Origin of the sequence: Stutzerimonas stutzeri (genome assembly GCF_002890895.1) — a bacterium.
GTDB lineage: Bacteria > Pseudomonadota > Gammaproteobacteria > Pseudomonadales > Pseudomonadaceae > Stutzerimonas > Stutzerimonas stutzeri_AB.
Map to the genome: position 1 here is coordinate 59,382 of NZ_POUL01000009.1, position 11,476 is coordinate 70,857.

Annotated in this window: 11 protein-coding genes; 7 read left to right on the forward strand and 4 right to left on the reverse strand. The window is 62.3% G+C overall.

The window, feature by feature from the left end; translation table 11 throughout:
* The first annotated feature begins 46 nt into the window (after window positions 1–46).
* Entirely contained in the window at window positions 47–1,558 is a 1,512-nt protein-coding gene (lnt, locus tag CXK96_RS16200; protein WP_102837464.1) for an apolipoprotein N-acyltransferase, read from the forward strand.
* 33 nt (window positions 1,559–1,591) lie between these two features.
* Here lnt and CXK96_RS16205 read toward each other — a convergent pair whose 3' ends face one another.
* A complete protein-coding gene (locus CXK96_RS16205; RefSeq protein WP_102837465.1) occupies window positions 1,592–2,365 on the reverse strand; it encodes a YdcF family protein in 774 nt (257 codons plus the stop codon).
* Window positions 2,366–2,437: 72 nt separating this feature from the next.
* Window positions 2,438–2,890: a hypothetical protein gene (locus tag CXK96_RS16210; protein WP_180981536.1), complete on the reverse strand. Its 453-nt coding sequence runs from the start codon at window positions 2,888–2,890 to the stop codon at window positions 2,438–2,440.
* Window positions 2,891–3,141: 251 nt separating this feature from the next.
* On the opposite strand from CXK96_RS16210, the gene leuS reads away from it, so the two are divergent.
* The 6 genes from leuS to lipA all read left to right on the forward strand — a co-directional run bounded on the left by leuS (window position 3,142) and on the right by lipA (window position 10,366).
* Entirely contained in the window at window positions 3,142–5,748 is a 2,607-nt protein-coding gene (leuS, locus tag CXK96_RS16215; RefSeq protein ID WP_102837560.1) for a leucine--tRNA ligase, read from the forward strand.
* A 43-nt stretch (window positions 5,749–5,791) separates the two neighbouring features.
* Window positions 5,792–6,397, forward strand: a complete 606-nt coding sequence (gene lptE, locus CXK96_RS16220) for an LPS assembly lipoprotein LptE (RefSeq protein WP_102837466.1) — start codon at window positions 5,792–5,794, stop codon at window positions 6,395–6,397.
* Window positions 6,398–6,437: 40 nt separating this feature from the next.
* A complete protein-coding gene (gene holA / locus CXK96_RS16225; RefSeq protein ID WP_102837467.1) occupies window positions 6,438–7,466 on the forward strand; it encodes a DNA polymerase III subunit delta in 1,029 nt (342 codons plus the stop codon).
* 150 nt (window positions 7,467–7,616) lie between these two features.
* Complete coding sequence (gene arfA / locus CXK96_RS16230) at window positions 7,617–7,775, forward strand: alternative ribosome rescue factor ArfA (RefSeq protein ID WP_102837468.1); 159 nt, start codon at window positions 7,617–7,619, stop codon at window positions 7,773–7,775.
* Between the two features lie 60 nt (window positions 7,776–7,835).
* Window positions 7,836–9,137, forward strand: coding sequence for a lytic murein transglycosylase (locus CXK96_RS16235; RefSeq protein WP_102837469.1), 1,302 nt, complete (start codon window positions 7,836–7,838; stop codon window positions 9,135–9,137).
* 176 nt (window positions 9,138–9,313) lie between these two features.
* The gene (gene lipA / locus CXK96_RS16240) at window positions 9,314–10,366 is read left to right on the forward strand and encodes a lipoyl synthase (protein WP_102837470.1); all 1,053 of its coding nucleotides are present in this window, start codon (window positions 9,314–9,316) and stop codon (window positions 10,364–10,366) included.
* A gap of 96 nt (window positions 10,367–10,462) precedes the next feature.
* On the opposite strand, the gene lipB is transcribed toward lipA, so the two are convergent.
* Window positions 10,463–11,119: a lipoyl(octanoyl) transferase LipB gene (gene lipB / locus CXK96_RS16245; protein WP_102837561.1), complete on the reverse strand. Its 657-nt coding sequence runs from the start codon at window positions 11,117–11,119 to the stop codon at window positions 10,463–10,465.
* A gap of 62 nt (window positions 11,120–11,181) precedes the next feature.
* Window positions 11,182–11,466 (reverse strand): DUF493 domain-containing protein, encoded by a 285-nt coding sequence (locus CXK96_RS16250; RefSeq protein WP_102837471.1) that lies wholly within the window; start codon window positions 11,464–11,466, stop codon window positions 11,182–11,184.
* Between the last annotated feature and the right edge of the window lie 10 nt (window positions 11,467–11,476).

Here is an 11,476-nt window from a genome sequence, read left to right on the forward strand (position 1 = left end):
CCGCCGCACGCCGTTCGCGCTCGCGGCGGCTATCCAAGGAACATCCATGCGTTGGATTACCCGCCCCGGCTGGCTCGGCAACCTGCTGGCGCTCGCCGCCGGCGCCCTGACCACCCTGTCGCTCGCCCCGTTCGATATCTGGCCGCTGGCCTTGTTGTCGATGGGTGTGATCTATCTGGGCCTGCGCGAGCTGACGCCCAAACAGGCGGCTGGCCGCGGCTGGTGCTACGGCTTCGGCCTGTTCGCCTCGGGCGTCAGCTGGGTTTACGTCAGCATTCACGACTTTGGCTCGGCGCCACCGGTGCTGGCCGGCGCGTTGACACTGGGCTTCGTGGCCGGTTTGGCGCTGTTCTTCATGCTGCTGGGCTGGGCCTGGGCCCGCTGGTTACGGCAGACGGCGGCGCCACTGCTCAACGCCCTGCTGTTCGCCGCACTTTGGCTCGCCCTGGACGCCCTACGCGGCTGGGTACTAACAGGTTTCCCCTGGCTTTACGCCGGTTACAGCCAACTGAATGGACCCTTGGCCGGGCTCGCGCCGGTCGGCGGCGTCTGGCTGCTGACCTTTGCGCTCGCGCTGACTGCCACGCTGCTTGTCGAGCTGCCGCAACTCCTTCGCCACAAGGCATCGCTGAGTGGCGCCCTGATACTGCTGGTCGCCTTCTGGGGCGGCGCACTGGCCTTGGGCAAACAGGCCTGGACCTCCGCAAAAGCCGAACCGATTACCGTCGCCGCAATGCAGGGCAATGTTGCGCAAAGCATCAAGTGGGACCCGAAAAAGCTCGAGATGCAGTTGCTGCTCTACCGCGACATGACCTTCCGCAGCAAGCCCGCGGACCTCATCGTCTGGCCAGAAACGGCGGTGCCTATTCTCAAGGAGCACGCTGAAGGCTACCTGACGATGATGAGCCGCTTCGCCCAGGACCGGCAGTCAGCCCTGATCACCGGCGTCCCGGTACGCCAGCCCAATGCCAACGGGGATCTGCGCTACTACAACGGCCTGACCACGGCAGGCGACGCGCAAGGCACCTACTTGAAGCAGAAGCTGGTGCCGTTCGGTGAATACGTGCCGCTGCAAGATCTGTTGCGTGGCCTCATCGCCTTTTTCGATCTACCCATGTCGGACTTCGCCCGCGGTTCACCCGAGCAACCACTGCTGCAGGCGAAGGGCTTTCAGATCGCCCCGTTCATTTGCTACGAAGTCGTCTATCCCGAGTTTGCCGCCGGCCTCGCGGCGCAGAGCGACATCCTGCTCACCGTCAGCAACGACGCCTGGTTCGGCCACTCCATCGGCCCGCTGCAGCATCTGCAGATGGCCCAGATGCGAGCGCTGGAGGCAGGCCGCTGGATGATTCGTGCCACCAATAACGGCGTTACGGTGCTGATCGACCCGCACGGCGGCATCGTCGAGCAAATCCCGGCTTTTCAGGAAGCGGTGCTATACGGCGAGGTCACGCCCATGCAGGGATTGACGCCTTATCTGCAATGGCGCTCCTGGCCCTTGATCACCATCTGTGCGCTGCTGCTCGGCTGGGGCCTGGTACGACGTCGGCGAGGCTGATACTCATCCCGCCCGCCGGAGTCCAACGTGCCTCTACTCAGAGGCGCCGTCATAAAGCAGCGGGTAGACCAGCATGCCGACTGCTTCGTTGAGCAGCATGCCGTTCTGCCAGACGGCCTTCGCCTCGGGCAGCCAGCCGCCAACGGGTCGCCCGTTGGGAACACCCATGAATCCTACCGGTGCAGTGATCACTTCCAGCCCGACCTCCTCAAAGCACCAGCGCGACCGCGGCATGTGCGACGCGGACGTCACCAGCACGATGCGTTTGATTCCCGCAGCCTTGAGCATTTCCGCGCTATAGCGCGCATTCTCCCACGTGGTCCGGCTGCGCTCTTCGAGCCACTGCGTCGACGTAGCGAAGTCGCGTTCCAGCGCCTCGGCCGCCAACTGCGCTTCGCTCGGTGGCTCGCCAAAGTGCAGCCCACCGCTCGCCAGGATCGGCAAACCCGACGCCTTCGCCAGCCGCGAGGCATAACGCAGCCGCTCGAGGGCGATATGGCTGGGCTGATCAGAACCCCACGCGGGATCGGCCTGTTCTCGACCCGCGCCCAGCACGACAATTGCCTGTGCACGCTTTCCGAGGCTGCTCCATTCCGAACGATGCAGCGCCACTTCGCTTTCGATCGCTCGTGCTGCCCACTCAACAGTCACCGGCAGGCTCATCAGCCACAGCCCGCCGAACCCCAGCATGAAACAGAATACTGCCAGCCGTGGTGAGCGACGCCGCAGCCACCAGGCCGCGAGCAATAACAACAGCAGCCCACCGGGCGGCAGCAGTAACTGTTTGAAGAAATAGCGTATTGGCATGTGCAGCTCCGGTCGATCGGCCGCTGCCACTTTACCTGCCGAGGCGCCCGCTTGTCGGCAGCACGGACGCCGTCAGTGCTTTGGGTAGGTATGCAACCGTTGCCGAGCACGAAGCAACTGCGAACCGCAAGCCGAGCAAGCGACCGCGCCGGCGCCCTCTGGCCAATGCACGCTGGTGCCACAGAGCGCGCAGACCATTGATTGCCGCAGCGCAGGCGGGCTCTGCTTGCAGTGCTTGCTCGAGTGCTGCCGCAACATATTGCGCAACGCTGGCCGGGTCGCCTGACGGTCCAGCTGCGCCTGCTCTTCGGCAGCGGCGTGCCAACCGGACAACCACTGCGAATCCTGCTGCAGGTAGGCACGGATCAGGTCGAACTCCGCAGGGGTCAACCCACCGACCTCCAATTCGGCCGTAGCGCCAGTCTCATCACCCGTTCTTCGTTCGGCTTCTTCCAAGGCCAGTGTCAGCCGCTGCAGCACGCGTCCGTACAGATTGCCCTCATCCGCCTGGCGTTCTTTACCCATGATTCACCTCGTGTTCATCCCGCCCCCTGTACAAGCGTAGTTCAGACTCGAACATCCACCTCGCGCGCGACAAACGGGGCGCTCAGCGCTGGCAAATCGGGTTTCCCTCGGTTGCGGAGGGTCATGTATGCTACGGCGCTTCTATGCGTTCGTATCCAACCCGTTGCGCCGCCGTGTCAGGCCTAGAGCCAGCCATGCGACAACCCGAGCTGCCATGCGAACAGCCAGCCCCCTTTCCAACGCCAGTAGCCATGCACGAACAGTATCAGCCCCGCGAAATCGAAGCCGCCGCGCAGTCCCACTGGGACTCGCAGAAATCCTTTGAAGTAAGCGAACAGCCAGGCAAGGACACTTTCTATTGCCTGTCGATGTTCCCCTACCCCAGCGGCAAGCTGCACATGGGGCATGTGCGCAATTACACCATTGGCGATGTGATTGCCCGCTACCAGCGCATGCAGGGCAAAAACGTTCTACAGCCCATGGGCTGGGACGCGTTCGGCATGCCGGCGGAAAACGCGGCCATGAAGAACAAGGTCGCGCCGGCCAAATGGACCTACGAGAACATCGACTACATGCGCACCCAGCTCAAGAGCCTGGGACTGGCGGTCGACTGGACGCGGGAAGTCACGACCTGCAAGCCGGACTACTACCGCTGGGAGCAGTGGCTGTTCACCCGTCTGTACGAAAAGGGCGTCATCTACCGCAAGAACGGCACCGTCAACTGGGACCCGGTTGACCAGACCGTACTGGCAAACGAGCAGGTCATCGACGGTCGCGGCTGGCGCTCTGGCGCGCTGATCGAAAAGCGCGAAATCCCCATGTATTACTTCAAGATCACCGCCTACGCGGATGAGCTCCTGGAGAGCCTGGACGAGCTGGATGGCTGGCCCGAACAGGTCAAGACCATGCAGCGCAACTGGATCGGCAAGTCGCGCGGCATGGAGATCAGCTTCCCTTACGACGCTGCCAGCATCGGCAGCGAAGGCGTGATGAAGGTCTTCACCACCCGCCCCGATACGCTGATGGGTGCCACCTATGTCGCGGTGGCCGCCGAACATCCGCTGGCCACCCTTGCTGCTCAAAACGATCCAGAACTGGAAGCATTCATTGATGAATGCAAGCGCGGCGGCGTCGCCGAAGCCGACATCGCCACCCAGGAAAAGAAAGGCCTTGCCACTGCATTGAAGGTGCAGCACCCACTCACTGGCGAGCTGCTGCCGGTGTGGGTCGCCAACTACGTGCTGATGAATTACGGCGAAGGCGCAGTGATGGCCGTTCCGGCTCATGACGAACGCGACTTTGCCTTTGCGACCAAGTACAACCTGCCGATCAGACCTGTTGTGCGCACCAGCGCAGGAGATGAGACGCCTGCACCTTGGAACGACGCCTACGGCGAGCATGGCGAGCTGATCAATTCCGACGAATTCAACGGGCTGGATTTCGACGGCGCGTTCGACGCCATGGAAGCGGCCCTGCAGCGCAAAGGCCTCGGCCAGGCCCGCACCCAGTTCCGCCTGCGCGATTGGGGCATCAGCCGCCAGCGCTACTGGGGCTGCCCGATCCCGATCATCCACTGCCAGAGCTGCGGTGACGTACCGGTACCCGAAGACCAGTTGCCAGTAGTCCTGCCCGAAGACGTCGTACCGGATGGCGCCGGTTCACCGCTGGCGCGAATGCCAGCGTTCTATGACTGCAGCTGCCCCAAGTGCGGCGCCGCAGCCAAGCGCGAAACCGACACCATGGACACCTTTGTCGAATCGTCCTGGTACTTTGCTCGCTATGCCTCGCCGCATTATGACCAGGGCATGGTCGATCCTGCCGCAGCCAACCACTGGCTGCCGGTAGACCAGTACATCGGCGGCATCGAGCACGCGATTCTGCATCTGCTCTATGCGCGCTTCTTCCACAAGCTGATGCGTGACGAGGGGCTGGTCAGCTCCAACGAGCCGTTCAAGAACCTGCTCACGCAGGGCATGGTCATCGCGGACACCTACTACCGCACCCTGGAAAATGGCGGCAAGGACTGGTTCAACCCGGCCGACGTCATCGTCGAGCGCGACGCCAAGGCCAAGGTCATCGGTGCCAAGCTCGCCAGTGATGGCCTGCCGGTGGAAATCGGCGGTACCGAGAAGATGTCGAAGTCGAAGAACAATGGTGTCGACCCGCAGGCGATGATCGACAGCTACGGCGCAGATACCTGCCGCCTGTTCATGATGTTCGCCTCGCCGCCGGACATGAGCCTGGAGTGGTCCGATTCCGGCGTCGAGGGTGCCAGCCGCTTCCTGCGCCGCGTCTGGCGCCTGGCACACGCCCACGTCAGCGCGGGTGCCGTTGCCCGACTGGACATCTCCAACCTCGGTGATGAGCAAAAGGCCGTACGCCGCGCGATTCACCTGGCGATCAAGCAGGCCAGTCAGGATGTCGGCCAGCACCACAAATTCAACACCGCCATTGCCCAGGTGATGACGCTGATGAACGTCCTGGAGAGGGCAGCCGCAGGTACCGAGCAGGACCGCGCACTGCTTCAAGAAGGCCTCGAAACCGTTGCGCTGCTGCTGGCTCCGATTACGCCGCATATCTGTCATGAGCTCTGGCAACAGCTAGGTCACAGCGGCTCGATCATCGATGCACAATGGCCGACGGTCGACGAGACTGCCCTGGTTCAGGACAGCCTGACACTGGTGGTCCAGGTCAACGGCAAGTTGCGCGGACAGATCGAAGTGTCCGCGAGCGCCACTCGTGAAGAGGTCGAGGCCACGGCCCGCGCCAACGAGAACGTTGTGCGCTTCACTGAAGGTCTGACGATCCGCAAGGTCATCGTGGTACCGGGCAAGCTGGTCAATATCGTCGCTAACTGATTCGTCTTGGCGCGTGCGCTAAGGCTGGCAAGGGGAAAACAACATGATCAAACGCAATCTGGTGGTGGTTGGCCTGGCCCTGCTGTTGAGCGCCTGCGGCTTCCAGCTGCGGGGAACGGGCGATACCAACTTCGCGCTCGATGAAGTCAATCTGCAAGCCCGCAACAGCTACGGCGAAACCGTGCAGCAGCTTGAAGAGTTACTCAAGGACAGCGGCGTCAGGGTTTATCCGGGTGCTCGCTACACCCTTGATCTGGTGCGTGAGCAGACCCGTCAACGTACCGCCAGCTATACGACCGCAGCACGCACTGCCGAGTACGAACTGACCCAGAGTCTCGACTACGAGATCCGCGGCCCGCAGAACACAGTGCTGCTGGAAGACCAGGTCGAAGTATCCAGGGTGTATGTCCATGACAGCAGCAACCTGATCAGTTCGGATCAGGAAGCCAGCCAGCTGCGCCGGGAAATGCGCCGCGAACTCCTGCAGCAGCTGGGCATGCGCCTACGCAACATCACGCTGGCACAGCTCGACCAGCTGCAGCAGACCGCGGAAGCGAAGAAGCGCGCCGAAGCCGAGGCGATCGAAGCACAGATGCGCGAGCAGTCTGCACAACCGTTGCAGTCGCCCATCGAACTGCCGCTGCAATGAAGACCGGGGAGCCTGCTGACGCAGGCTCCCGATCCTTCCGATGAAGTTACCTCCCGCCCAGCTTGCCAAGCACCTGCAAGGCCCCCTAGCGCCGGTCTATGTGGTCAGTGGCGACGAGCACCTGCTCTGCCAGGAAGCCAGCGACGCCATCCGTGCGGCCTGCCGCCAACAAGACTTCAGCGAGCGCCAAGTACTCAACGTCGAAACCGGTTTCGACTGGGGCCAGCTCATCGAAGCCGGGGCCAGCCTCTCCCTGTTTGCGGAAAGGCGCCTGCTGGAGCTGCGCATCCTCAACGGCAAACCCGGCGACAAGGGCGCCGCGGCGCTGATCGACTACCTTGCACGACCTGCCGAAGACACCGTTCTGCTGATCAGCCTGCCCAAGCTTGACGGCAACACCCAAAAGACCAAGTGGGCCAAGGCGCTGATCGATGGCAAACAGGTGCAGTTCCTGCAGATCTGGCCGGTGGATGCGCAACAGCTGCCGCAGTGGATTCGACAGCGCCTGGCACAGGCCGGTCTCGCCGCAGACCAGGAAGCTGTAGAACTGATCGCAGCCCGCGTCGAGGGCAATCTGCTCGCAGCCGCGCAAGAAATCGAAAAGTTAAAACTGCTAGCCGAGGGCGGCCAGGTAACCACCGAAACCGTGCAGGCTGCCGTGGCTGACAGCGCCCGCTACGACGTCTTCGGGCTGATTGATGCCGCGCTGCTTGGTCAGCCGGAGCACATTCTGCAGATGCTGGCTGGCTTGCGCGCCGAAGGGATCGAGGCGCCGGTGATCCTCTGGGCCGTCGCGCGCGAAGTCCGCCAGCTGGCCAACATTGCCCATCAGTACGCTCAGGGCGTACCGCTAGACCGTGCGTTCAGCCAGGCTCGACCGCCGGTATGGGATAAGCGCAAACCTCTGGTCAGCAAAGCGCTTCAACGTCACGATGCAGCGGGCTGGCAACGCCTGCTGATGAGCGCGCAACAGATTGACGAACAGATCAAGGGCCAGGCCGAAGGCGATCCCTGGGTCGGATTGACTGATCTGTGCCTACAGCTGTGTGGACGTCAGATCCGGTTGTAGCGCGAGGCGAAGCAGTGCTGGGATCGGTCGCCTGATTCTTGCGAGTTGAATCAGCGCTCCAGGCTTGCCAGCCCTCGGCAGGTGCTGGACATTTTTTGTACAACCCCTATGATGCCCTCGCCTGATCATGAGCAAGCAAGAGGGTACGTGATGAGCAAGCAACGAAAGCGGCCGAACAAGGCCAAAAGCCTGGCAGCGCAACCTCTGTTTCGCTGTCGCCAGGAACAGCCGAAAAAAGGCAAAGGCAGCTACCGCCGCGAAGCCTCCCAGTCCACCAACTGGGAGGCTTCGGTCCTTCTGGCGGCTTGAAAAGCCAAGCCCTTCAAAGCGTGATAATGTCACCTGCCGATGACCTGCCGAGAGTGGTGCATGCTTTACACCTTCGTCCCCGTCCTGCTGCTGCGAACTCTGATTGCCGGATCAGCCCTGAGCATAATGGTTGCCTGTGCCGCAGAGCCGGCCGCACCAACCGAGGTGGCCGCGACTAGTCAGCCGGCTCAGAGCACTGCCGAATCCAACGTGGTGCCACCCGAAGCCGAGCCTGCTCAACTGAGCTTCGCTGAATGGCGAGACGCTTTTCGCAGCGAGGCCCTTCAGGCGGGTGTCTCAGCGCAGGTTTTCGACCGCGCCTTTGCAGGTGTCACGCCTGACCCGAGCATCATCATTGCGGATCGCAGCCAGCCCGAATTCAGTCGACCGGTCTGGCAATATCTGGACGGCGCGCTATCAAAGCAGCGGGTTGAGCGCGGCCAGCGCCTGCTAACCCAACATCAAGCGACGCTGGACGACATTGAGGCGCGCTATGGTGTGGACCGGAACACGCTGGTGGCCATCTGGGGCCTGGAAAGCAGCTACGGACAGATCATGGGCGACAAGAGCGTCATTCGCTCGCTCGCAACTTTGGCACACGAGGGGCGACGTCCGGGCTTTGCCAAAAGCCAGTTGCTGGCTGCGCTGGAAATCCTCGAGCATGGCGACGTGAGTGCCGATCAGCTACGGGGTTCCTGGGCCGGCGCAATGGGACAGACCCAGTTCATTCCAACCACCTACAACACTCATGCCGTGGATTTCGATGGCGACGGCAGCCGTAACATCTGGAGCAGCTCTGCCGATGCGCTGGCTTCGGCCGCGCACTACCTGCAGGCCTCTGGCTGGAACGCCGGGCAACCGTGGGGCTTTGAGGTCAAGCTGCCGGACGGGTTCGAGTATGCGCAGGCTGACAACGCTATCCGCAAAACGGTAGCCGCCTGGCGCCAGCTCGGATTGACCGGACTACCGAGCGGCACTGATATGGATGAGGCAACAGCTACGCTGTTGCTCCCCGCTGGCTATCGCGGACCGGCGTTCCTGGTGCTGGATAATTTCCGGGCCATTCTGCGCTACAACAACTCGTCATCCTATGCGCTGGCGATCGGGCTGCTGTCCGAGCGCTTCAACGGTGCCGGCCGGGTGCGTGCAAGCTGGCCAAAAGGTGAGCAGCCACTGAGCCGCTCCGAGCGCGTCGAATTGCAGGAGCGCCTGACGATGCATGGTTTTGACCCAGGCACACCGGACGGCATCATTGGCGCCAATACCCGCAGTGCTATCCGTGGCTTTCAGCAACTGTTGGGCTGGCCCGCCGATGGCCATCCGACGCAGGAATTGCTGGGACGGCTCCGCGCGGAACCTTAGCGCACATGGCCCGTTTAATCGGCCATCATTTGCCTCAAACCGCCCTCTTCACTGGCAGCTCATGTAGCAACCGCACGGCTCGCCTGACGCGACTGAACGGTCAGTGCCTGTGATAAACTGCGCGGCGGCCACAAGCCGCCTCGTCCACGGAGCCTCTAGCGGAGCCCAGAAAGCCGATGTCCGACACGTCCCAACCCAAGGCCATTGCCAGCGGCGAAAAATTCCGCACCACCCAGGGCATCACCGCAATCAAGGACGGCCAAAAGCGTCGCGCCTCAAGCGAGCCTCAGGTCTTCGAACCCAAACCCAAATGGCTGCGGGTCAAGGCACCAAGCGGTAGCCGCTTCGAAGCGGTCAAGCGCAATGTCGGCGAACACCGTCTGAGCACCGTATGCCAGGAATCCCACTGCCCGAATATGGGCGAATGCTGGTCCAACGGTACTGCCACCATCATGCTGATGGGCTCGGTGTGCACCCGCGCGTGCCGCTTCTGCGCGGTAGACACCGGCAATCCCAACGGCTGGCTGGATCAGGAAGAGCCACAGAACACTGCCAAGTCGGTGGAGCTGATGGCACTGCGCTATATCGTGCTGACCTCAGTGGACCGCGACGATCTGGATGACGGCGGCGCCGCACACTACGCCGCCTGTGTCCGCGCGATCAAGGAGCGCACGCCACAGGTGGTCGTGGAGGCCCTGACGCCCGACTTTGACGGCGACCTGCAAGCTATTGAACGCGTGGCGGACTCAGGCCTTGAAGTGTTCGCGCAGAATGTCGAGACAGTCGAACGCCTGACCCATGAAGTACGCGACCCCCGTGCAGGCTACGAGAAGACCCTGCGCGTGCTGGAGCACGCCAAGCGCCATCGCCCCGAGATGCTGACCAAGACCAGCCTGATGCTGGGCTTGGGCGAAACCGACGAGGAAGTGTTGCAGACAATGGATGATCTGCGCGCCATTGGTGTGGACATCCTTACCCTTGGCCAGTACCTGCAGCCAACTCGTAACCACCTGCCGGTCAAACGCTGGGTCAGTCCGGAAGAATTCAACCGCTTCCGCGATATCGGTCTGGCGAAGGGCTTTATGGAAGTAGCCGCCGGCCCACTGGTGCGCTCCAGCTACAGAGCCGACCGGGTCTTCGAGAAGAACAACCTGGGCCTGGCCGCCCCGGTGCCGGTACCCGGTCAGCCATTCGACAGCAGCCTGATACCAACCCTCAATCTGAACTGATCGAACCGGACACCGCCTGCTCCTGGCAACGCGCCTGGGCAGGCGGCGTCCTATCCGCCAAACCTTGGGCACTGGAAAAGCTGGCAGTCGCCCTACCTAGCTTATTGCTACGCCTGTCAGGGTTTGCTGCTGCGCGTAGCCGAGGTGCTTGACCAGCTGTTCGCGCATACGGGCACTGACCTCGGCAAAGGCTATTGGCCCAGCGACCAGATCCGCCAACTGTGTCATGCGCATGCCGGCATAACCGCATGGGTTGATGCGCCCGAAGGGCTCGAGGTCCATGTCCACATTGAGCGCCAGACCATGGAACGAGCGGCCGTTACGGATGCGCAGGCCGAGAGAGGCGATCTTGGCGCCATTAACGTACACGCCAGGCGCATCGGGCTTGGCCAAGGCGTCTACACCGTAGCTGGCAAGCAGATCAATCAAGCTAAGCTCGATCCGGCTGACCAGCTCGCGCACACCAAAGCCCAGCCGCCTGACATCCAACATCAAATAGCACACCAGCTGCCCAGGACCATGGTAGGTCACCTGACCGCCCCGATCGGCCTGAACTACAGGAATATCGCCTGGTAACAGCAAGTGCTCCGGCTTGCCAGCCTGCCCCTGAGTAAACACCCGCGGATGCTGTAGCAACCAGATCTCGTCAAGGGTGTCCGGCAGCCGTTCGTTGGTAAAGCGCTGCATGGCTTGCCAGGCGATCGGATAGTCCACCAGGCCGAGCTCGCGCACCACCAGCGAGGGGCCACTCATCATTGGCGCATCCTCTACAACAGAGCTTGCAACTAAGTCAGGATTGGCGGACTCGCCGCTCATCACAGCACCATGTGCACGCGCCCGGTAGCGCGCAGATCGACATGGATCGCCTGCAGCTGATCGACGCTGGTGGCGGTGATCAAGACCTGCACGGACAGAAACCGCCCGTTGCGACTGTCTCGAGTCACCAGAGTGGTTTCGTCAAAATCCGGCGCATGCCGACGGATCACCTCGACCACCGTGTCGCTGAAGCCCTCCCCCGCATCTCCAATTACTTTGATCGGATAACGCTCGCAGGGGAATTCGATTTTCGGCGGCTGTGTTTCGCTTTTACTTTCAGTCATGGCAACGGAC

Coding starts and splice junctions, on each gene's coding strand:
- CXK96_RS16210 (WP_180981536.1), bottom strand. CDS start 2,890: ATGGGTAAAGAACGCCAGGCGGATGAGGGCAATCTGTACGGACGCGTG.
- lnt (WP_102837464.1), top strand. CDS start 47: ATGCGTTGGATTACCCGCCCCGGCTGGCTCGGCAACCTGCTGGCGCTC.
- CXK96_RS16205 (WP_102837465.1), bottom strand. CDS start 2,365: ATGCCAATACGCTATTTCTTCAAACAGTTACTGCTGCCGCCCGGTGGG.
- lipB (WP_102837561.1), bottom strand. CDS start 11,119: ATGAGTGGCCCCTCGCTGGTGGTGCGCGAGCTCGGCCTGGTGGACTAT.
- arfA (WP_102837468.1), top strand. CDS start 7,617: ATGAGCAAGCAACGAAAGCGGCCGAACAAGGCCAAAAGCCTGGCAGCG.
- leuS (WP_102837560.1), top strand. CDS start 3,142: ATGCACGAACAGTATCAGCCCCGCGAAATCGAAGCCGCCGCGCAGTCC.
- lptE (WP_102837466.1), top strand. CDS start 5,792: ATGATCAAACGCAATCTGGTGGTGGTTGGCCTGGCCCTGCTGTTGAGC.
- CXK96_RS16250 (WP_102837471.1), bottom strand. CDS start 11,466: ATGACTGAAAGTAAAAGCGAAACACAGCCGCCGAAAATCGAATTCCCC.
- lipA (WP_102837470.1), top strand. CDS start 9,314: ATGTCCGACACGTCCCAACCCAAGGCCATTGCCAGCGGCGAAAAATTC.
- CXK96_RS16235 (WP_102837469.1), top strand. CDS start 7,836: ATGCTTTACACCTTCGTCCCCGTCCTGCTGCTGCGAACTCTGATTGCC.
- holA (WP_102837467.1), top strand. CDS start 6,438: ATGAAGTTACCTCCCGCCCAGCTTGCCAAGCACCTGCAAGGCCCCCTA.